This window comes from Parabacteroides sp. APC149_11_2_Y6, assembly GCF_054506995.1.
In genome coordinates this window covers 4,029,412-4,051,966 of record NZ_CP173709.1, presented here as the reverse complement: position 1 = coordinate 4,051,966, position 22,555 = coordinate 4,029,412, and the positions used below count along the sequence as shown (strand labels likewise).

Genomic DNA, 22,555 nt, shown 5'->3' with positions numbered 1-22,555 from the left:
TTTTTTATGTATCTTTGTGCCACAAATCATGGGGCTGACCGGTTTTGACAGCGGGTAGAAGTGGTTTGTAAGCATGTAGTGCGTGGTTGGCTTGCACTTAAATCTCAGACAACAAACAATTAACTGGCGAAAGAGAATACGCTTACGCTGCTTAATCGAAGTATAGTAGATTGAAGCTTAATCCCTGCAAAAGTTGCGGGGACGTGACATCACCCGGATGCTGTGGCTCCGAAGCGGTCCGATCAGGTGGTGCAGCAATATCGGAGATAGTTTGAAATAAGCCTCGGGTTTCAGGCGAAAATTTAGAGGATAAGGGTCAAGTGGGTGGCTTCGGTCTTGCTTGGCTCCGACAATCGAAGGCGAAGATAAACATGTAGAAAGCGAATTAATTCCTCGTTTGGACGAGAGTTCGAATCTCTCCAGCTCCACAAATAAGGCTGATAGTCAACTGACTATCAGCCTTATTTGCCTTATCGCATCTTATTTTACATCCGCTTTATGAAAATTGAAAGTTGAAAATGCTATGATTTACAGTTTTATGTTTCTTTAGAGCTGGGATAGATACCTTTCTCCCTATGTGGAAGAAACATATTAGAAGAACCTGATTAACAATAACCCCAAACCAACAGAAACCGCTGTAGCAATCAATCCAGGCATCATGAATGAATGGTTCAGTATGTATTTACCGATATGCGTAGTTCCTGTGCGGTCGAAGTTGATGGCGGCAACTACCGTAGGATAATTAGGAATAAAGAAATATCCGTTTACCGTAGGGAATAGAGCGATCAGCATATATGGCGAAATACCTAAAGCAATCCCTAGAGGCAGCAAGGCTCGGATTGTGGCGGCTTGGCTAAATAAAAGAATAGACATAAGGAACAATGCGATACCGAATAACCAAGGCATTTCAGTCACAATATGTTCGATGGACCCTTTTAATTCAGTCATATTTCCACCAAGGAAAGTATCGCCCATCCAAGCAATACCGAAGATTGCAACTACCGCTTGCATACCCGCAGAAAACACAGAACCCTGAACCGCTTTAATGCCATCCGTCTTCGTTGCCATCAAAATGATGGCAGCGGCAGAGAGCATTAAAATCTCGATAATGTAGCTCATGGAAAGCTGGCTACCGTCAAATACAGGGCGAAGGCTCTCAACCGAACCAAACAGGATGATACCGACCGTAGCTAAAATAAATATACCGACAGATAATCCTGCCGCTTTCTTATTCTTTAATTCTGCCGATTTATATGCATGATTTGTGAAATCCCCGTTAGCTAATCTTCTTTGGTATTCCGGATCATCTACCAACTCTTTTCCTACCCGGAGAGAGTAGAAAGCCCCTGCTAATACACCAGCTAATGTACACGGGACAGAGATGATTAATATATCGAATAAGCTGATATTAAACCCTTGTGCAGTAAGCATACTCAATAACGCTACAGTCGCAGCGGATATAGGACTGGCTGTAATCGCCTGTTGGGAAGCGATAACTGCAATACCCAAAGGACGTTCCGGGCGAATCTTTGTTTCGGTTGCCACTTCGGCAATCACCGGGAGAACCGAATAAGCCACATGCCCCGTTCCTGCTATAAAAGTAAAGATATAAGTCACCAAAGGGCTCAATATGGTAATTTTGGAAGGATTCTTCCGTAATAGTTTTTCCGCCCACTTAACCATCAGGTCCAATCCACCGGCTGCTTGCATACAACTGGCTGCTGCAATAACGGCAACAATCATCAGCATTACATCTATTGGGGGAGAGGTTGGTTCCAGTCCGAATACAAAGGTCAGAATAGCTAATCCCAGCCCACCTAAAACTCCTAATCCGATACCTCCAAGACGGGCTCCGATAATGATTGCGATTAAAACAAAGGCTAATTGTAACAGCATAAATAAGTGATGTATTTTGTTGGTTTAGTTTGTGAAAGTCGCAAAAATAATTATTTTTGTTGGGCTAAATACTATAAAAACATTAAATACGAATGAAAAGAAGCTATTTCGTAACCCTGTTAGGACTATTAGGGTGTATCTCTACTTTGGTTGCTCAGGTCCGGAGCGAATTCCTGCTGGAAAAAAATTGGAAATTCACGCGTGAAGACAGTGATGAGTTTATAAAACCTGCATTTAATGATGCTAAATGGCAAAACGTAGTTGTCCCGCACGACTGGGCTATTTATGGTCCTTTCAGTGCCCAGAACGACAAGCAAGATGTTGCTATTGCCCAAGACGGTCAGACCGATGCAATGGAACATGCCGGACGTACCGGAGGACTGCCTTTTGTCGGCGTAGGCTGGTACCGTACGGAATTTGAAGTACCTCAGTTTACTGCAGGCAAGAAAGCCACCATTTTGTTTGACGGCGCAATGAGCCATGCAAATGTGTATATCAATGGTCAGAAAGTAGGATACTGGCCTTATGGATACAATTCCTTCCATTTTGATATAACGAAGTATCTGAAACCCGGCGAAAAGAACCTGTTGGCCGTACGTCTGGAAAACTTGCCGGAGTCGTCCCGCTGGTATCCCGGTGCCGGATTATACCGGAATGTACATATAATTGTGACGGAAGATGCCCATATCCCGGTTTGGGGAACCTATGTAAAGACTCCGATTGTAAATAAAGACCATGCCAAGGTCACAGTCCATACCAAAGTATCCCTTCCCGAAGGAGCCAACCCGGATAACTATACGGTAGAAACAAGCCTGTGGAATCCCAATAAACAACGTATCGTAGGACTTCGTACCTCTTTGTCGCAAATGAAGTACAATAACGGTCAGATGGACCAGGAGTTCTTTGTACAGACGCCGACACTATGGTCGCCCGACATGCCTGCCCTGTACTCCGTAGAAACCCGTTTATTTGAAGGCGATAAACTGAAAGACGTTTATACCACCCCATTCGGTATCCGTTCCATCGAAATTATACCAAATAAAGGCTTTTTCCTGAACGGAGAGAAAACTGTGTTTAAGGGCGTTTGCAACCACCATGACCTGGGTCCGTTGGGAGCAGCCGTGAACGATGCCGCTATTCGCCGTCAAATCCGTATTCTGAAAGATATGGGCTGCAACGCAATCCGTACCTCCCATAACATGCCTGCACCGGAACTGGTTCGTGCCTGCGACGAGATGGGTATGATGCTTATGGCAGAAAGTTTCGACGAGTGGAATGTGGCTAAGTGCAAGAACGGATATAACCTCTTCTTTAACGAATGGGTAGAAAATGATTTAGTCAACCTGATTCATAATTTCCGGAACAATCCGAGCGTTGTCATGTGGTGCATCGGCAATGAAGTGCCTAATCAATGGAATGAGGGCGATTGCAAGATAGCCAAAAGATTGCAGGACATCTGCCACCGCGAAGACCCGACCCGCCCTGTCACTCAGGGAATGGATGCCCCGGATGCCGTTGTAAATAATAATTTCGCCGCAGTTATGGATGTGGCGGGTTTCAATTACCGTCCGTTCAGATACCAGGTAAATTATAAGAAGCTACCCCAGCAGATTATCCTGGGAAGCGAAACCGCTTCAACCGTAAGTTCACGCGGCGTATATAAATTCCCGGTAGAGCGCAAAGCGATGGCAAAATACGACGACCACCAAAGTTCATCTTACGATGTCGAACATTGTGGCTGGTCGAACCTCCCCGAAGATGATTTTATCCAGCACGAAGACCTGCCTTATTGCATCGGAGAGTTTGTATGGACCGGATTTGATTATTTAGGTGAGCCGACCCCTTACTACACCGATTGGCCAAGCCATAGCTCCCTGTTCGGTATTATCGACCTGGCAGGTATACCTAAAGACCGTTACTATTTATACCGCAGCCATTGGAATAAAGCAGAACGCACTTTGCATGTCCTGCCTCACTGGACCTGGCCGGGACGCGAAGGAGAAGTAACCCCCGTATTTGTCTACACCAATTACCCTGCGGCAGAACTTTTCATTAACGGGAAGAGCCAGGGCAAACGTACAAAAGACCTGAGTATCGGTATCGACAGCAGTTATACGGAAGCCGCACAAAAGAGCTTTGAACGCCAGAAACGTTATCGTTTGATGTGGATGGACACCAAATATGAGCCGGGAACGCTCAAAGTCGTAGCCTACGATAAAGACGGTAATGCCGTAGCAGAAGAAGTTGTCCATACAGCCGGCAAGCCGCACCATATCGAATTGTCGGTAGACCGCAACCGCCTGTCGGCAGACGGAAAAGATTTGGCCTTCATCAATGTCCGTGTAGTGGATAAGAACGGCAATTTCTGCCCGAATGCAACCAACCTCATTAAGTTCAATGTCCGCGGAGTCGGTTCTTTCCGTGCTGCTGCAAATGGCGACCCTGCCAGTCTGGAATCCTTCCAGGCTCCTGCGATGAAGCTGTTCAGCGGTCAATTGACTGCTATAGTAGAGGCAGGCGAGCAACCCGGAGCAATTTACTTTGAAGCCACTTCTTCCGGTTTGAAAGGAGCAACGATTGAAATATTGAGCGAATAAGTTGTAGATGTAGTTTAAGTAAAAACAGGATGTTCCACTCACAGGAGCATCCTGTTTTTATTTCATATGAGAATGAATAGGAGCGGGTATGCATTCTTATTGGTACGGAGTTTCAAAAAAAATACAAGCCTTGAAACTTTTTGTTTCCACGGCTGAAACTAAAAGTTTCAACGGGTAGAACTTTTAGTTTCAACGGGTGAAACTTTTAGTTGATAGCTTGACACTTTGTACGGACTTGGCAGCGAAGGAAAAATTCCCTGACTTGTTTAATGAAAAGGAAGGCTCTCCTTTTCCGCATACTCACTCGACAATATTCCCTATCGCATCAAACTTCACCGTCGTAAATACCCCGTTATGAATCAGGTTGAACAGGAAGAACGTACCGTTTGCATTTAATAGCGTGTAAATGGAACTGACCGGGTCGTTGCTGTAGGCCGAGCTTTCAAAAGCCTGCGTAACAATCTCCGGCACTTCTTGCAGCGACAACTTCCACGTCGTGCTCTGCCACCTGTAATCTTTGTTCAGTTGAGCGATCTTAAACACCGTTTTATCCAGCATATATAAGGTATATCCCTGTTCGCCTGCTTCCATATCCAAAAGCTCGGCTCCGCTGAATGTGATATTTATCAGACTGATAACCTCCTTCGGCACAACAATGGGAGCATCCGTATCGTTCTGATTGTCCACCGCCTTTATCAAGTCCCCGTATACGGAATAGTATAAATCCGTATCCTCGTCATTTTTCTCTATTTCCACTTTATAGACCGTACCCATGTTGGCACGTCCGATGGTGTCGGCATCCTGGATTACCCAGTCCGAGTAACTCTGTTTTACGGCGGAACGTACAGCCTGCGGTAAGAGTCCCGAAGGTATTTCCGTCTTAATCATTGCCCATGTGGCTTCGTGGTCGAACCAGGCAGTATTGTCGAGCGTATTATTCTCGAACGTAGCTACATAGTAATCATTCTTTACCGTCCATTTCGTGTCTTTGGCTTCCGGGTAAATGGAGTTGAAAGCGTCGGTCACTGTCTGGGGCACCTGGACATCATCCGGGAAAAAGTCGTCATTCTTGCTGCAACCCGCAAATACCAGGGAGAAGCCGGCAAGAATCGTTAAGATTGAAATTTTAGCGTTCATCGTTACTCTTGTTTAAGTTGTAAGCGAAAAACAAGGAAACCGGCGAAAAGGTTTTGCATAAAAACGAACAGAGTGTTCGGAATCGGACAGTTTCGAACCGGAGTACCTACACGAAATCAGGCTTTTATGTTTTTGGCACGGAGTTTGCCTTTACGGGGGCAAGTCAAACAATGCATTAAATAAAAACAAATAAGATGGACAGAGAGATATCGAAAGAGGTGCAAAGAAAAGAACAGCGGAAGCAGATTATAAAGATAGGTTCTATCGCAGGAGCCCTTATCGCTTTGGTCATAGGTATCATTTCCATGTTGCAAACCAGCCTGAACAGGAAAGACATACATATATCCAAAGTAGATAAAGGAGCGATAGAAGTATCCGTCAGCGCTTCCGGCAAAGTGATTCCCGCTTTCGAAGAAATCATCAACTCGCCAATCAACTCCCGTATTATGGAGATTTATAAGAAAGGCGGCGATTCCGTAGACGTAGGCACCCCGATTTTAAAACTGGACTTGCAGAGTGCCGAAACCGATTATAACAAACAGTTGGATGAAGAACATATGAAACGTCTCCAGCTCGAACAACAACGTGTAATCAACCACAATAAACTGTCGGAGATGGAAATGAACCTGAAAGTTTCCCGTATGGAACTGGACCGTAAGGAAGTGGAGCTCCGCAACGAACGTTACCTCGACAGCCTCGGCGCCGGAACCACCGATAAAGTCCGCCAAGTGGAACTCGACTACAACGTCAGCCGCCTCAAGCTGGAAGAAGACCAACAGAAATACAAAAACGAACAAGCCCTTGCTGAAGCCGACCTGAAAGTGAAGGAACTCGAGCTGAACATTTTCCGCAAGAGTCTTGCCGAGACCAAACGAATCCTCGACGACGCCCGTATCTGTTCCCCACGTAAAGCGATACTTACCTATGTGAACAACGAGATAGGGGTACAAATCAACCAGGGCTCTAAAGTAGCCATCGTTTCCGACCTGTCCCATTTCAAGATAGAAGGCGAGATAGCCGATACCTACGGCGACCGCATTGCTACCGGCAGCAAAGCCGTAGTCAAAATAGGAAACGATAAACTGAACGGCGTAGTAAGCGATGTCACCCCCCTGTCTAAAAACGGCGTCATCTCCTTTACCGTCCAGTTGGAAGAAGACAACCACAAACGCCTCCGCTCCGGCCTGAAAACCGATGTCTACGTAATGAATGCCGTCAAAGACGACGTGCTCCGCATAGCCAACAGCTCCTATTATGTAGGGAAAGGCGAATACGAACTTTTTGTCGTAAATGGCGACCAAGTGCAAAAGCGTAAGGTACGTTTGGGTGACAGCAACTTTGAATACGTGGAAGTAGTAAGCGGTCTGGAAGAAGGCGACGAAGTCATCATCTCCGATATGAGCCCGTATAAAGACAAGAACAAGCTAAAGATAAAATAACAAGATACGATATGATTAAGCAATACTTCAAGCAGGCGTTTTACATGCTGAAAGAGAACCGCCTCGTCAGCGTTATCTCCATCGCCGGAACAGCCATTTCGATTGCGATGGTTATGAGTGTCATCCTGATATTCCAGATACAGTTTGCCAGCTTCTCGCCGGAAGTGAACCGCGACCGTATGCTATATGTGGATGCCGGAACCGAAGTACGGAGTGATAATGGCTGGAGTCGCGGAAATATGTCCGTTGAAGCCGCAAAAGAGTGTTTCTACACCTTGAAACTGCCGGAAGCCGTTAGTGCTTACACCTCCCAGTCGAAGCCATTATCCATACCCGGTAAACGGATGTATAAGACCTATTCAATCAAATATGTAGACCCGGGCTTCTGGAAGATATTCTCGTTCCGTTTTCTGGACGGTAAACCATTCACTCAGGCAGATTTCGACTCTGCCATTCCGCAGGCTGTCGTGTCCCGCACTGTGGCACAGAAACTATATGGGACCACCGAGGCAGTAGGTAAGCCGGTTATCATAGACCTGAGCACTTATACGATTTGTGGAGTGGTAGAGGACGTAAGCCGCGCAGCAGATACGGCATACGGTGATGTCTGGACTCCCTATACCACTGACCGTATCTTATTGAACAATACCTCTTCGGAGAATATGTCGGGAGCCTTTTCCACTTGTATACTGGCAAAGAGCAGCAATGATTTTGAGCCAATCCGTACTGAACTGCTTGGACAGATAGCCCGCTATAACGCAACAAAAAAAGAATGCCAGATTAATTTCTTTCATAATCCGATTACCCGTTTTGATATGGCCATTGGTTGTATTGGGCAGTATAAAGTAGAGTTGAAAGACTTTCTTGCCGAGACCGGCGGATTGTTGCTATTCCTGTTGCTTGTTCCTGCACTGAACTTGTTGGGAGTAACCTATTCGGCAGTACAGAAACGCCGTTCCGAGATGGGCGTACGCAAAGCATTCGGAGCGACTTTCGGGGTTTTGATACGCCAGGTATTGTATGAGAATTGCCTAATTACGCTTTTAGGTGGAGTGATAGGGTTGATACTTTCATTTATTATGCTGTTTTTGTGCAAAGAGTTCCTGTTGAAAGACAGCGATACGATGTTGAATGGCGACATGTTGTTCCAGCCCCTTGTTTTTCTGGCTGCATTATTGTTCAGCCTGTTGCTCAATCTGCTTTCAGCCGGTATCCCGGCAATCCGTATCGCCCGCCAACAGATTGTTTCATCTTTAAAAGACAACGAAGAGTATGATTAAACAGATATTGAAAATCATTTGGAAGCAACGTAGCAGCAATGGCTGGATATTTACCGAACTACTGATCGTAGTAGCCGTCTTATGGGGGATGATAGATTCGTTATTGGTCGATACCTACACCTACTATTCCCCTATGGGGTTCGATATAGAGAATGTATATAAAGTGAATATCGGTAAGATGGATCCAACGACTCCCGGTTTTGTACAGGACTCGGTCCATAACACTACCGATGGGGAGGACTTGGTCCGTCTTGCTGAGAATATCCGGAAAACCCCGCAGGTAGAAGAAGTTAGCCTTGCCGCAATAGCCTGTCCTTATACTTGGAGTAATTCATGGTCCAGCCTTATACGGGCAGATGCAGATACGGCGGAGAAATCTGAAAGTTACCAACGCTTTGAGGTAAGCCCGTCTTATTTTGACGTATTCCGGATGAAAACAAGCACAGGCGAGCCACTTCGTAAGGCCGTGGAGGAAAATAGCGGCGACCTGGTGATTTCAGCCGATATGGAAGCACTTTTCTTCGAAGGGCTTCCGGGCAAGGGACAAAAGGTGAAATGGAGTTCTACAAATACTGAGTCCATGGATATTGCAGCCGTAAGTACTCCCATACGCCAGACCGAATATGCAAAAAGCAGACCTTGTTTCTATCTTCTTCTGCGTACGGAGCAGGATATGGTGGAGTCGGCAGACGGAAGGAAAGCTGAAAATATGGACTGCCTCATACGTATGAAAGACGGCTTCCGTGCCGAAGATATGGAACGCTTCCTGCAAGACATGAGCGACCGCTTGACCGTAAATAACATCTACGTATCCAGCGTCACTTCCCTCAAAGACCTGCGTTCTGAAATGTTGAAGAGCCGGCAAGACAATATGAAGAAGAAACTCGCCCTTGTCGCCTTCATGCTGGTAAACGTCTTTTTCGGCATTATCGGAACCTTCTGGCTCCGCACGCAATACCGCAGGGGCGAGATGGGGCTGCGTACCGCCCTCGGCTCTTCACGCAGCCAGTTGAAACGTTTTCTGGATGTGGAAGGACTTTGCCTGCTGGCATTCACCATCCCCTTTGTTCTGCTGTTCATCGCCAACATGCTCTACTTCGACTTGCCCGATACCGTGCGTCTGCCTTTCACGTGGTGGCGGTTTACGATAGCCTTCGGTGGCGCCTACCTGCTGATGGCGGTTATGATATGGATAGGCATCTGGTTCCCGGCAAAGCGAATCGCAAAGATGAATCCGGCCGACGCGTTGCATTACGAATAGCCGGCGCACTCCATTACGAATAAATTAATAATATCGAGAAATGATAAAGCAATACATCAAACAAGCCCTGGGCACCCTCCGTGAGACACCGTTGGTAAGTGCCATCTCCATCCTCGGGACCGCCCTCTCCATAGCCATGGTTATGGTAGTGGTGCTTATGTTCCAGATAAAACTGACGGGCTACAGCCCCGAGTCCAACCGCGGACGCATGTTGTACGTTTACGGGACAACCGCCAAATCCCTCACAGGGACAGGCAACAGCAACAACGGCCAGATGTCGCCCCGCGTACTGAAGGAGTGTTATTACACCCTGAAGACACCGGAAGCCGTAACCGGCTTCGGCAGCGAAACCCGCCCGGTGTCCCTGCCCGGAAAGCGCCTGTTCGAAGAATACAGGATTAAGTACACAGACCCCGGTTTCTGGAAAGTCTTCGATTTCTCGTTCGTGGCGGGACACCCGTTTACGGAGGCCGATTTCCAGTCGGCCATCCCCGTAGTCGTCATCTCCGACCGTTTGGCGGCAAGCCTGTTCGGCTCGGAAGAGCCGGTGGGGAAGTACATCGTTGTCGATTATGTAGACTATAAAGTGGTAGGCGTGGTGAAGGAAGTAACCACCGCAGCCTCGGATGCCTATGCCGAAATCTGGATGCCTTATACGGTAAATGCAGATATGCAAAGGGGCGTATGCGAGGATGTAGCCGGCGATTTTAGTGCCATCATGCTGGCACACAGTCCCTCCGAACTGGATGCAATCCGTGCAGAGTTGGCAGAGAATATCAAGCGTTTCAATGCCGGACAGAAAGAATACGAACTACAGATAGCCGGTTCAGGCGCATTGGACCGCCTGGACATCGCCATCGGCAACAACGGTTTCTGGCGGACTGTAACCCTGACAGATTATCTGCTGGATACCGGCGCCCTGCTGCTCTTCCTGCTGTTGGTGCCTGCCCTCAACCTGATAAGTGTTGTACAGTCGTCCGTACAGAAACGGTCGGACGAGTTAGGCCTCCGCCGTGCCTTCGGCGCTTCCCGGCTGAAGCTTATCACACAGGTATTGTCGGAGAATATGGTCGTGACCCTTATCGGTAGTGTCCTCGGGTTGTTGCTATCCATCGTCTTCCTCCAGCTGTTCAAAGCGTTTCTGATATCACCGGATGTCTCCATCAACGCTTCCATGCTGCTGAAACCGGTATTCTTTATCTCCGCGCTCTGCTTCGCCACCCTGCTGAATCTGTTCAGCGCATCGATACCGGCATGGCGGGTATCCCGGCAAGAGATCGTATCGGCCATTAACAGCAAGTAACCAGAAATAAATAAAAGACTGACAATGATAAAGCACTTATTAAAAATCATCTGGCACCAGCGCCGCAGCAACGGTTGGATATTCGCCGAACTGCTGGTCGTGCTCGCCACGGTATGGACCATGCTGGATGCCTACTGGGTGGACTTTCGTACCTACCATGCCCCTATGGGAGTAGATATCACAAACGTCTGGCGCTTCAAGCTCAGTTCGCTGAACGAGCACGCCCCTAATTACGTGCCCGCTTCCGAGTACACCTCTTCGGAACCTGAAGACCTGTTGAAGCTGATGGACCAGATACGCCGCTATCCGATGGTAGACGGGGTTTGCGTCACTTACTACTCCTGCCCGTATTCGGGTGGCAATTCGTGGTGGGGACTTCGCCCGCTCGACGGGGACACTGCTGTTGCATCGCAGCAAAGTTTCCAGGTACGCCGTGTTACACCCGAGTACTTCGACGTCTTCCGCATCAAAGATACCGACGGCAATCCCATCACCTCTGCTTTGGAGGATGTGCACAACCCTATCGTCATCACCCAAACGATGGAAGACATCTTCTACCACGGCGAGAGTGGCAAAGGGCGGCGTGTCATTATGGACAACTCGACCCAGGAGGAACTGAAGATAGCCGCTGTCTGTCCCGCTGTCCGTGCAACGGAATACCAGCGTGCCGAACCCTGCTATTACCATGTGCTGAAAGGCGCTACCTTTAATGATTTTGTGGAGTATTTCAACGCCCCCAGCGCCGAACTTTGCGTACGCATGAAAAAGGAGTATACCAAAGAGGAAATGAATGAAATCCTCAGCGACATGGGCGATTTGCTGACGGTGAACAACCTGAATGTCTACGGCGTCCAGTCCTTGAAAGAGAGACGCAGCACCATGCTCTCTTATCAGGAAGACGAATCCCGCCAGAAACTATCCGTCATGCTCTTCCTTCTTGCCAACGTCTTTTTCGGCGTCATCGGGACCTTCTGGCTCCGTACGCAGAGCCGCCGTGGCGAAATAGGGCTGCGGGTGGCATTGGGGGCAACACGGGTATCCATCCGCCGCTTTATGTACCTCGAAGGGCTGTGCCTGCTGATGCTGACCGTCGTCCCAGTGCTTGTTTATGCATTCAACATGATGTATCTCGACAGGCTGGACAGCTACCGTATCCCGCTGGGCGTGGGGCGTTTCCTGATCACCTTCGGCGCTACCTACCTGCTGATGGCGGGCATGGTTTGCCTCGGCATCTGGTATCCGGTAAAGAAAGCATCCAAGATGGCCCCGGCAGAATCCCTGCATTACGAATAAACCATACGATAACGAATAAACAACATATAAATAAAGACTGATATGATTACACTTACAAACCTGGAGAAAATCTATCGTACAAAAGAGATAGAAACCGTAGCATTGGAAAACGTCAACCTGACTGTTCAAAAAGGAGAATTCCTCAGTATCATGGGCCCTTCCGGATGCGGAAAGTCCACACTGCTCAATATCATGGGACTGCTCGATGCCCCCACCTCGGGAACGGTCGAGATAAACGGAGTGAATACGGTAAACATGAACGACAAGGAACTGGCTGCTTTCCGTAACAAGCAGTTGGGCTTCGTCTTCCAGTCGTTCCATCTGATAAACTCGCTGAATGTGCTGGACAACGTGGAGTTGCCGCTTCTGTACCGCAAGGTCAGCGCCAAGGAACGCCGCGAGGCCGCTGTTGCCGTACTCGAAAAGGTAGGCCTGAGCCACCGTATGCGCCATTTCCCGACACAGCTATCCGGCGGTCAGTGCCAGCGCGTAGCTATCGCCCGTGCCATTGTAGGCAACCCGGAGATAATCCTTGCCGATGAGCCTACCGGTAACCTGGACTCGAAAATGGGTATCGAAGTCATGGAACTGCTCCATAAGCTGAACAAGGAAGACGGCCGCACCATCGTAATGGTAACCCACAACGAAGCGCAGGCGCAGCAGACCAGCCGCACCATCCGCTTCTTCGACGGGCGGCAGGTGCAGTGAGGCTGTCTCTCCCTCCCGTGTGCGGACGTTTACCCTTATCGTGTGCGGGTGTGCAGCATTGCTATGCTGCATCATGTAGCATACAAATACTGCGATATGCAGCATAACAATGCTGCACTCATGTAACAGAGGGGGTGACAGACTCCCGTACGGTAAAGGTTAGCGAACCTTTACGGGGCTGCTTGTAAGGGCGGTACGAACGGTTGTATTGCGTAGCTATTTCAATTTCCCATTCACCGGCCACGAACGGGTGGGAAGGTAGAAAGCAGAGGCGGGTGGACTGGTTGATTATCAGCATGGAAGGGGGTACGGTATAGGTCAGGCCGCTATCCAGATGGGCGATGGTGATGCCTACTTCGGGATGGTCGCCCGGAAGGTGTTACCTGAACCGGGGAGATTGCATTCGCTGAGGCGAATCAGGACAGTGCGTGAGGCAGGTCTGTCGTCTGGTGTTGCTTTATCCATGGGATATGATAGATTTAGTTTAGAATGAAGTACAAAGATAACAGAATAAACATATGATTAGACTCTATTTCAAACAAGCATGGAACCTGATACGGCAGGAACGCCTTTTCAGCTTGATATATATAGTCGGGACGGGGCTGTCGGTCACGATGGTGATGGTGCTTTCCATCATTATCTACCTGAAGGTGGCGCCGGTTTATCCGGAGACGAACAGAAGCCGTACATTGGTGGCGGCGAGCGGTTCGGTTGTAAAGCTGAAGGAGAAAGGCAGCAGTTCGGGACTGCTCTCCCTGCAAGCATTGAAAACAATCACCGGCGATTTGAAAGGCGTGGAGACTGTGGCTATCACCTACAACGACTTCGTTTCCGCCTATTTTATCCAGCCGGAAAACCGCAAGGAGGATATACCGGTGACTGTCGGGTTCGTAGACCGGTCATTCTGGACCGTCTTCCCGTTCCGCTTCACCGAGGGCAAGCCTTTTACCGAAGCCGACCTGCAATCGGGGATAAAGACGGTAGTGCTTTCGCGCTCCACCGCTACCCGGCTGTTTGGGGACGGGAAAGCCGAAGGACAGTACATCAGCCTGAATTTTGCCAACTACCGCGTTTGCGGCGTAGTGGAAGACGCTTCGCTCATTACGCCGGTATCTTATGCACAACTATGGATGCCTTACACCGCCTGTCCTAACTATTCAGCGAAAGGATGGGACAGTACCGGCATGTTGGGGTACTTTAAAGGATATATCCTGGTTGAAAAAGGAGGAGACATAGACCGGGTAAAACAGGAGGTGGAGGCGTGCGTGGAGCGTCTGGACCAAACGATGCCGGATGTAACCTTTTCCCTGTACGGTCAGCCGGATAAGCATTGGCAGTCCATCTTCCGGCGGTGGAGCAGTTCGCCCGTCGACTTCACGAAGGTGCTGCTGCAGTACGGTGTGATATTCTTCCTCCTGCTGTTCGTCCCTGCTGTAAGCCTTTCCGGAATGGCGGATTCGCGCATGGAACGCAGGTTGGCGGAAATGGGCGTAAGGAGGGCTTTCGGTGCACCGTCGTTGTCGCTGATGAAACAGGTGCTCGTGGAGAACTTCCTTTTCACCCTGCTTGGAGGGTTCTTCGGGCTGCTGCTTTCCTATTCGATAGTGGTCGTGTCGCGCAACTGGATTATGCAAGTCATCGCTACCGGCTTTAGCGATCCGGAACAGTTTGAAGATGTAGTGCTCTCGCCTTCGATGCTGATAAACGGCTATGTGTTCGGCATTACGCTGGTAGTCTGCTTCCTGCTGAACCTGTTTTCCGCCATGATACCTGCCTGGCGTGCCGCCCACCGGGAGATAATCTTTTCACTAAACGCTAAATAAAGGAGGGAGGAGCAAATGCTAAAGACGATATTTATCCAGTTATGGAACAGAAGGCGCAACAACCTATGGCTATTGGTGGAGTTGCTGCTGGTATTCTGCCTCGTATGGTATATGGTGGACTACTTCTTTGTGCTTGGCTACAACGAGAACTTACCGGCAAGCCGCGACATCTCGCATACCTGGCAGGTCAACGTCCGGCAGTTGCCGGAGAGCCACCCAGACTACAAGGCGGGCGAAAGCGACTCTACGGCGTTAGAGGTAAACTATGCCCGGGTGCTGGACCGTCTGCGCCGGTTCGACGGCATCGAGGCGGTAAGTGTGATAACTATCTATTCATCACCCAACAGTGGCAACTATATGGGGGACTACTTCCGTAATAAGGAAGACACCTTGAAGGAAGCCTCTGGGCAGATGGTGGACTTCGACCCGCGCGAGGACTTCTTCCGGGTGTTCGGCTACCGCTATCCGGACGGGAAGCCAGTATCGGTCGAGGATTTCGACTGGGCAGACCCTAAGGCGATGGTGATAAGCAAGCGTGTGTCGGACCAGTTGTTCGGCAGTGCTGGCGGAATAGGCAAAGAGGTGGTGTATGAAGATGATAGCCATATCATCAAAGGGGTAGTGGGCGATATTAAGCGCTTCAGCTACCTGCGTACCCAAAGTACCTTCTATCTGCCCGTGAAGGCGGATGCTGATAATATAGAAGACATGGAAATAGCCGTCCGTAGCAGCGATATGTATTCGGACGCCGTTTTCCTGCGGAAGTTCAAGGAGAAGATGTACGACGAACTGCGGATAGGGAATTTCTACCTGCAAAGCATCAAGTCGTACAAACAGATAGAGAAGGAGACCTCGGCAAGTTTCGGACAGACGGGAAATGTGCGTATCTATTCGGCACTGCTGCTCTTCTTTCTGCTGAACATCTTGCTCTGTGTGATGGGAACCTTCTGGTACCGTATCCGGGTGAGGCGCGAGGAAGTGGGGCTGAGGATGGCAATGGGGGCTACGCAACAGGGCATCCTGCGGCAGTTTTTCGTGGAAGGCCTGTGCCTGTTGGCTATTATAACCATTCCCGCGATGCTAATAGAAATGCAGTTCGTTTATGCCGGCATGGTCGATACGTTGGGGCAGGAGTCTAAAGACCTGGCATTCCTGCCAGACCGCACGGTGGTACGTTTCCTGCTGACCAATTGTATTACTTGGCTGGTACTTGCCTGCATGATTCTGCTGGCAATCTGGATTCCCGCCAAACGGGCTTCGCGGATGGTTCCGGCGGATGCGTTGCATTATGAATAAGGTACAGCCCGGTAATCTGCTACGAAGCAATCCGGTGATACGAGTAACGAATCTGATAATACACTATTAATATGTATATACAATATCTTAAACAAGCCTGGAACCTGCTCCGGCAGGAGCGGCTCTTCAGCTTGGTGTACATAATAGGGACAGGACTCTCCGTTTCGATGGTGATGGTACTCTCCATTGTCTTCTTTATCAAGATAGCCGATATCTATCCGGAGACGAACCGGGGAAGGATGCTGGTGATGTGGGCGGGCAAGGTTAAGCTGGGGGCAGAGCAGCGAAGCCCCAGTTGGCGTATATCCGAACAAGTGGTATCCACCTGTCTCAGTTCGCTGAAAGGCGTAGAGGCGGTAGGGCTTACTTACTCGGGCGGCGGGGCTAACTATATACTGACGGAAGACCGCCTGGAGCAGTTCCGCATAACCACCCGCTTCGTGAATACAGGGTTCTGGAAGGTATTCTCCTTCCGTTTCCTCCAAGGGCAACCCTTTACTGAAGCCGACCAGCAGTCGGGTATACAAACGGCTGTGATTTCGGAGAGCTTCGCTCGGCGTCTGTTCGGAACAACGGAGGCAGTCGGGAAGTTCGTCACAGCCAACTATCGGCAGTACCGTGTCTGCGGAGTTGTGAAGGATGTCCCGCAGGTGGCGGACAATACGTTTGCTTCCATGTGGATACCTTATACCGCCAGTGATGCCTACAAGACGGAAGTGCCAGTGGAACGGACGGGTTCGCTCGGACGGTTTGCTTCCTATCTTCTGGTAGCTCCGGGAACAAGCCTCTCGGAGGTACAGGCAGAGGTGCAGGCGAATGTGCGTCGCTATAGCCAGACCTTGCAAGACGCGGAGTTTACGGTGATGGGACAGCCTGATTCGTACTGGCAATCCCTTTTCCGCTCCTACAGCAGCGAGCCGCCTGAGTATGTAAAGTCGTTCCTTATATATGGTGGGGTGTTCTTTATCCTGCTGCTTGTCCCCGCCGTGAACCTCTCGGGCATGACCGACTCGCGGATGGAACGAAGGCTGGCGGAGATGGGTGTACGACGTGCCTTTGGTGCTCCGGTCGGTACCCTGATGCGGCAGATTGTGGTGGAGAACTTCCTCTTTACCCTGCTGGGAGGAGGGATAGGGCTGATGTTCTCCTATTGGCTGCTTCATCTGAGCCGTAGATGGATTATGCAGATGGGTTCCTTCTCTGTATCGCAGTTCCCGGAAGGGGCAGAAGGTATATTCGACTTCTCGATGTTGGTGAACTACCGGGTGTTTGGCATCACGCTGCTGATTTGCCTGCTGCTGAATCTGCTGTCTGCATTGATTCCGGCCTGGAGGGCATCGCACCGCCAGATTGTCTATTCATTGAATGTAAAATGAACAAGGTATGCTGAAACAGATATTGATACAACTATGGAACCGGCGGAAGGCGAATGCCTGGATACTGGTGGAACTGCTGCTGGTATTCTGCCTGATGTGGTATGTAGTGGATTACTTCTGCGTGTTGGGATACAACCGGAGCCTGCCTTCCCACCGCAACCTCGACCATACCTGGCGGGTCACCGTTGACCTGCTGCCCGAGGAAGCACCCGACTACAAACCCGGTGAAAGCGACTCCACTGCTTTGGAAAAGAACTATGAGCGGATACTCGACCGCATCAGCCGGTATACGGATGTGGAATCCTATACCGTCACCCACCAAACGAACTCCCCCGGCGACGGCAGCATGAACTGCTATCCCTACAGGAACAGGCAGGATACCTCCCTGACAGGGCAAATCGTAACGCTATCCTTTGACTACCGGACGGACTATTTCCATGTATTCCGCTATACGACTCCCGAGGGAAAGCCTGTCTCCATGAAGGACTTTGACTGGTCAGGCCCTCACGACGTCGTGATTTGCGGCTTGACCGGAAAGACCTTCTTCCCAGGACAGAATCCGGTAGGCGATATCCTGGAGAGTGTTAATCTCCCCGATGAATATATGCAGGTGAAAGGTGTCGTCGGACAAGTCAAGCGCTTCGATTATGAGCGCCCGTTTATGTGTGCCTATAAACCTATCCGCCTGGATGCAGGCAATATCATGGATATGGAGATTGCCGTCCGAAGCCGCGAATCGGTCTCCGATGCCAACTTCCTTGAGTCTTTTAAAGAAGCCATGAAGCACGAATTGCGCATAGGGAACTTCTATCTATATAACGTACAATCCTATAACGACCGGATGGATTACCAGGATGTCGCCTTTGGAATGACAAGGGATATACAGATAAGGGAATCGATGATGCTGTTCTTCCTCGTGAATACGATCCTTTGTGTGATAGGAACCTTCTGGTACCGTATCCGGGTGAGGAGGGACGAGATAGGTTTGCGCATGGCAATGGGTTCGAGCCGTGCCGGAATACGTGGGTTGTTTATTGGGGAAGGGCTGTGCCTGCTGGCGGTAGTGACATTGCCGGCCTTGTTTATAGAAGTTCAATTCGTTTATGCCGGCCTGATAGAAACACTGGGACAATATAAAGACAATATGGGCTATTTGCCTGATAAAATCATTGTGCGTTTTATCCTGACCAACTGTTTGACCTGGCTGATACTTGCAGTTGCCATTGTTGTTGCGATCTGGCTCCCCGCCGGTAAGGCGGCAAACCTGGCACCTGCCGATGCGTTACATTATGAATAAACCACCATAGACACACACGTTCTTGTTTTTTTGACTGGCTTGCCTGTTCCCTATATATATTAATGTATAGGGAGGGCAAGCTTGTTTTCTACATCTTTACCTCTTTTAAAATGTTAAATAACGGTAAATAGAATAAAACTTCCCCTTGCGGTACGGAAACAAATATGTAACTTTGCAGCGTTTTTAGCGCCGGATATGTAATAAAGTAGGTACAAGTCGTTGATAATCCGAAAATAATGCATATCTTTGCGGCTCGAAATAAAGAAGAAGATAATTATAATAATAACACATTCAAAGTTTAAAAAAGAAAAGAAATGCCTACAATTCAGCAATTAGTTAGAAAAGGAAGGGAAACTTTGGTGGTAAAAGGTAAATCACCTGCATTGGATGCTTGTCCTCAGAGACGTGGCGTTTGTGTACGTGTTTATACAACAACCCCGAAAAAGCCTAACTCTGCAATGCGTAAAGTAGCGAGAGTTCGTTTAACAAATGGTAAAGAAGTAAACTCTTACATTCCGGGAGAAGGACATAACTTGCAGGAGCACTCAATCGTATTGGTTCGTGGTGGTCGTGTTAAGGACCTTCCAGGTGTGCGTTATCACATTGTACGTGGAACCTTGGATACAGCTGGCGTAAACGGACGTACTCAGAGACGTTCCAAATACGGCGCAAAACGTCCGAAACCAGGACAGGCAGCTGCTAAAGGTAAAAAGTAATTAAGTTTACATCCCTTCAAACTGAGAATTTAAATTAAAGTATTAAAGCTGGTTTGAGTTATTTGGATAGGCTATAGGTTGAGTAAATGGTTCGGCGGAACCGTTGAAGACAAATTAAAGGCAACCAAGAACAAGAACGAAATTTTTGAAAACAAATGAGAAAAGCAAAACCAAAGAAAAGACAGATCCTCCCGGATCCTGTTTTCGGTGATGTTAAGGTTACGAGATTCGTTAACCATTTAATGTATGATGGCAAGAAAAATACTGCCTTCGAAATTTTCTATTCCGCATTGGAAAACGTTAAGGCTAAATTACCTAACGAAGAAAAGTCTGCTCTCGAAATTTGGAAAGCTGCACTCGACAATATTACTCCTCAAGTCGAAGTGAAATCCCGCCGTGTAGGTGGTGCTACTTTCCAGGTACCTACTGAAATTCGCCCTGATCGTAAAGAATCAATTTGTATGAAAAACCTGATCCTCTACTCTCGCAAAAGAGGAGGTAAGACTATGGCTGATAAGTTGTCTGCAGAGATTGTAGATGCTTTCAACAACCAGGGTGGCGCATTCAAAAGAAAAGAAGATATGCACCGTATGGCTGAAGCTAACCGTGCATTCGCTCACTTCAGATTTTAATTTATCAATTATTTAGGAGATAATAAAAAAGATGGCAAAAGCTGACGAACAATTAAAGTATACCAGAAACATCGGTATCATGGCGCACATCGATGCAGGAAAGACTACGACTTCTGAACGTATCCTTTTCTACACAGGTCTGACTCACAAAATTGGTGAAGTTCACGACGGTGCTGCAACAATGGACTGGATGGAGCAGGAACAGGAACGTGGTATCACTATCACTTCTGCTGCGACTACTACTTTCTGGAATTACAACAATGATAAATATAAAATTAACCTGATTGATACTCCGGGACACGTTGACTTTACAGTTGAAGTTGAACGTTCTTTGCGTATCCTGGATGGTGCTGTAGCTGCTTTCTGTGCTGTAGGTGGTGTTGAACCGCAGTCTGAAACTGTATGGCGTCAGGCTGATAAATATAATGTACCCAGAATTGGTTATGTGAATAAAATGGACCGTTCCGGCGCAAACTTCTTTGAAGTGGTTCGTCAGGTAAAGGATGTACTTGGTGCAAATCCATGTCCTATTCAGATACCTATCGGCGCTGAAGAAACATTTAAAGGCGTTGTTGACCTGGTTATCATGAAAGCTATCCTTTGGCACGATGAAACAATGGGTGCTGAATATTCTGTTGAAGAAATTCCGGCAGACCTGTTGGCAGAAGCTGAAGAATGGAGAGATAAAATGCTCGAAGTTCTGGCTGAATGCGACGATGCTTTGATGGAAAAATATTTCGACGATCCTTCTACTATTACAGAAGACGAAATTCGCGCAGCTATCCGCAAGGGTACAATCGCAATGCAGATCAATCCGATGATTTGTGGTTCTTCTTTCAAGAATAAAGGTGTTCAGACTTTGTTGAATGCAGTTTGTGCATATCTGCCGAGCCCGGCTGACACTGCTGCCATCGAAGGTACAGATCCGAGAGATCCTGAAAAAGTAATCACTCGTAAACCGTCATTCGACGAACCGTTGACTGCTTTGGCATTTAAGATTGCAACTGACCCGTATGTTGGCCGTTTGTGTTTCTTCCGTGTTTATTCAGGTGCTTTGCAGGCTGGTTCTTACGTGTTCAACACTCGTTCTGACAAGAAAGAACGTATTTCACGTCTGTTCCAGATGCATTCAAACAAACAGAATCCGATGGAAGCTATCGGTTGTGGTGATATAGGTGCAGGTGTTGGTTTCAAAGATATCCGTACAGGTGATACTCTTTGTGACGAAGCTCATCCGATTACACTGGAATCTATGGAATTCCCAGATCCGGTTATCGGTATCGCAGTAGAGCCTAAAACTCAGAAAGATTTGGATAAACTGGGTATGGGATTGGCTAAACTGGCTGAAGAGGATCCTACATTCCGTGTTCAGACTAACGAAGAAACAGGTCAGACTGTAATTAGTGGTATGGGTGAACTTCACTTGGATATCATTGTTGACCGTCTGCGTCGTGAATTTAAAGTAGAATGTAATCAAGGTAAACCTCAGGTTACTTACAAGGAAGCTATCACAAAATCTGTTGAACTTCGTGAAGTGTACAAGAAACAGTCTGGTGGTCGTGGTAAGTTTGCGGATATTATCGTTCGTATCGAGCCGGCTGATGCAGGTTTCGAAGGTACTTTGCAGTTCATAGATGAAGTAAAGGGTGGTAACATTCCTAAGGAATTCATCCCTTCTGTACAGAAAGGTTTTGAAAAAGCAATGAAGAATGGTGTTCTTGCCGGTTACCCGTTAGATAAACTGAAAGTTACACTGATTGATGGTTCATTCCACCCGGTTGACTCTGACCAGTTGTCTTTTGAAATTTGTGCTATCCAGGCATTCAAGAGCGCTTCAGAAAAGGCAGGTCCTGCTTTGATGGAACCGATCATGCAGATGGAAGTGGTAACTCCGGAAGAAAGTATGGGTGATGTAATTGGCGACTTGAACAAACGTCGTGGTCAGGTTGAAGGCATGGAAACAAGCCGTACCGGTGCACGTGTTGTGAAAGCTAAAGTACCTTTGGCTGAAACATTCGGTTATGTAACAGCTTTGCGTACTATTACTTCAGGTCGTGCAACTTCTTCAATGCAGTTCTCTCATTATGCTCAGGTATCTTCTTCTATCGCTAAGCAGGTATTGACAGAAGTACAGGGACGTGCAGATTTGATCAAATAATTTAGAAACATATAAATAAATATGAGCCAAAAGATCAGAATTAAATTAAAGTCTTACGATTATTCTTTGGTAGACAAATCTGCTGAGAAGATCGTAAAGACTGTAAAGGCTACTGGGGCTGTAGTAAGTGGTCCGATACCTCTGCCTACCCACAAACGTATCTTTACTGTGAACCGCTCAACTTTCGTTAACAAGAAATCTCGTGAGCAGTTCGAACTCTCTTCTTATAAGAGATTAATCGATATCTACAGCTCAACTGCAAAAACAGTTGATGCATTGATGAAGCTGGAATTACCTAGCGGTGTAGAAGTTGAAATTAAAGTGTGAGTTATTTAAAAATTAA

General features: G+C 48.1%; 17 protein-coding genes, 1 other RNA gene and 1 pseudogene. 16 read left to right on the top strand and 3 right to left on the bottom strand.

Annotated elements, in window-relative coordinates:
• Positions 1 to 30 precede the first annotated feature (30 nt).
• Positions 31 to 431, top strand: a transfer-messenger RNA (tmRNA) gene (gene ssrA, locus ACGE0T_RS16965).
• Positions 432 to 591: 160 nt separating this feature from the next.
• Here the strand turns inward: ssrA and ACGE0T_RS16960 are convergent.
• On the bottom strand, positions 592 to 1,896 hold the full coding sequence (locus tag ACGE0T_RS16960) for an anaerobic C4-dicarboxylate transporter family protein (RefSeq protein WP_459187766.1): 1,305 nt from the start codon (positions 1,894 to 1,896) through the stop codon (positions 592 to 594).
• A 92-nt stretch (positions 1,897 to 1,988) separates the two neighbouring features.
• On the opposite strand from ACGE0T_RS16960, the gene galB reads away from it, so the two are divergent.
• The gene (gene galB / locus ACGE0T_RS16955; protein ID WP_459187765.1) at positions 1,989 to 4,493 is read left to right on the top strand and encodes a beta-galactosidase GalB; all 2,505 of its coding nucleotides are present in this window, start codon (positions 1,989 to 1,991) and stop codon (positions 4,491 to 4,493) included.
• Positions 4,494 to 4,793: 300 nt separating this feature from the next.
• Here galB and ACGE0T_RS16950 read toward each other — a convergent pair whose 3' ends face one another.
• Positions 4,794 to 5,630, bottom strand: a complete 837-nt coding sequence (locus ACGE0T_RS16950; protein WP_459187764.1) for a PepSY-like domain-containing protein — start codon at positions 5,628 to 5,630, stop codon at positions 4,794 to 4,796.
• A gap of 194 nt (positions 5,631 to 5,824) precedes the next feature.
• Here ACGE0T_RS16950 and ACGE0T_RS16945 point away from each other — a divergent pair, with 194 nt between their 5' ends.
• From ACGE0T_RS16945 to ACGE0T_RS16920, 6 genes are read left to right on the top strand one after another with little or no spacing between them, the layout of a single operon-like run.
• Positions 5,825 to 7,069 carry an efflux RND transporter periplasmic adaptor subunit gene (locus ACGE0T_RS16945; RefSeq protein ID WP_459187763.1) on the top strand — a complete coding sequence of 415 codons (1,245 nt, stop codon included), beginning with the start codon at positions 5,825 to 5,827 and terminating at the stop codon, positions 7,067 to 7,069.
• Between the two features lie 11 nt (positions 7,070 to 7,080).
• Positions 7,081 to 8,349, top strand: coding sequence for an ABC transporter permease (locus tag ACGE0T_RS16940; RefSeq protein ID WP_459187762.1), 1,269 nt, complete (start codon positions 7,081 to 7,083; stop codon positions 8,347 to 8,349).
• Complete coding sequence (locus ACGE0T_RS16935) at positions 8,342 to 9,610, top strand: ABC transporter permease (protein ID WP_459187761.1); 1,269 nt, start codon at positions 8,342 to 8,344, stop codon at positions 9,608 to 9,610. Before ACGE0T_RS16940 ends, ACGE0T_RS16935 begins: the two co-directional genes overlap by 8 nt.
• 40 nt (positions 9,611 to 9,650) lie before the next feature.
• Positions 9,651 to 10,913: an ABC transporter permease gene (locus ACGE0T_RS16930; RefSeq protein WP_459187760.1), complete on the top strand. Its 1,263-nt coding sequence runs from the start codon at positions 9,651 to 9,653 to the stop codon at positions 10,911 to 10,913.
• A gap of 24 nt (positions 10,914 to 10,937) precedes the next feature.
• The gene (locus tag ACGE0T_RS16925) at positions 10,938 to 12,206 is read left to right on the top strand and encodes an ABC transporter permease (RefSeq protein ID WP_459187759.1); all 1,269 of its coding nucleotides are present in this window, start codon (positions 10,938 to 10,940) and stop codon (positions 12,204 to 12,206) included.
• 42 nt (positions 12,207 to 12,248) lie between these two features.
• Positions 12,249 to 12,914, top strand: coding sequence for an ABC transporter ATP-binding protein (locus ACGE0T_RS16920; protein WP_459187758.1), 666 nt, complete (start codon positions 12,249 to 12,251; stop codon positions 12,912 to 12,914).
• Between the two features lie 118 nt (positions 12,915 to 13,032).
• Here ACGE0T_RS16920 and ACGE0T_RS16915 read toward each other — a convergent pair.
• Positions 13,033 to 13,272, bottom strand: a pseudogene (locus ACGE0T_RS16915) (DUF4469 domain-containing protein); the annotation flags it as partial.
• A 160-nt stretch (positions 13,273 to 13,432) separates the two neighbouring features.
• Here ACGE0T_RS16915 and ACGE0T_RS16910 point away from each other — a divergent pair.
• The 8 genes from ACGE0T_RS16910 (at position 13,433) to rpsJ (ending at position 22,539) form a co-directional block, all read left to right on the top strand.
• Positions 13,433 to 14,737 (top strand): ABC transporter permease, encoded by a 1,305-nt coding sequence (locus ACGE0T_RS16910; protein WP_459187757.1) that lies wholly within the window; start codon positions 13,433 to 13,435, stop codon positions 14,735 to 14,737.
• Between the two features lie 15 nt (positions 14,738 to 14,752).
• Complete coding sequence (locus ACGE0T_RS16905) at positions 14,753 to 16,033, top strand: ABC transporter permease (protein ID WP_459187756.1); 1,281 nt, start codon at positions 14,753 to 14,755, stop codon at positions 16,031 to 16,033.
• Positions 16,034 to 16,104: 71 nt separating this feature from the next.
• The gene (locus ACGE0T_RS16900; protein WP_459187755.1) at positions 16,105 to 17,409 is read left to right on the top strand and encodes an ABC transporter permease; all 1,305 of its coding nucleotides are present in this window, start codon (positions 16,105 to 16,107) and stop codon (positions 17,407 to 17,409) included.
• Between the two features lie 7 nt (positions 17,410 to 17,416).
• Positions 17,417 to 18,706, top strand: a complete 1,290-nt coding sequence (locus ACGE0T_RS16895; RefSeq protein ID WP_459187754.1) for an FtsX-like permease family protein — start codon at positions 17,417 to 17,419, stop codon at positions 18,704 to 18,706.
• Between the two features lie 314 nt (positions 18,707 to 19,020).
• Entirely contained in the window at positions 19,021 to 19,422 is a 402-nt protein-coding gene (rpsL, locus tag ACGE0T_RS16890) for a 30S ribosomal protein S12 (RefSeq protein WP_459187753.1), read from the top strand.
• Between the two features lie 155 nt (positions 19,423 to 19,577).
• Positions 19,578 to 20,054, top strand: a complete 477-nt coding sequence (gene rpsG / locus ACGE0T_RS16885) for a 30S ribosomal protein S7 (protein ID WP_459187752.1) — start codon at positions 19,578 to 19,580, stop codon at positions 20,052 to 20,054.
• 31 nt (positions 20,055 to 20,085) lie between these two features.
• Positions 20,086 to 22,212 carry an elongation factor G gene (fusA, locus tag ACGE0T_RS16880; RefSeq protein WP_459187751.1) on the top strand — a complete coding sequence of 709 codons (2,127 nt, stop codon included), beginning with the start codon at positions 20,086 to 20,088 and terminating at the stop codon, positions 22,210 to 22,212.
• 21 nt (positions 22,213 to 22,233) lie between these two features.
• Positions 22,234 to 22,539 carry a 30S ribosomal protein S10 gene (rpsJ, locus tag ACGE0T_RS16875; protein ID WP_005634728.1) on the top strand — a complete coding sequence of 102 codons (306 nt, stop codon included), beginning with the start codon at positions 22,234 to 22,236 and terminating at the stop codon, positions 22,537 to 22,539.
• Positions 22,540 to 22,555 lie beyond the last annotated feature (16 nt).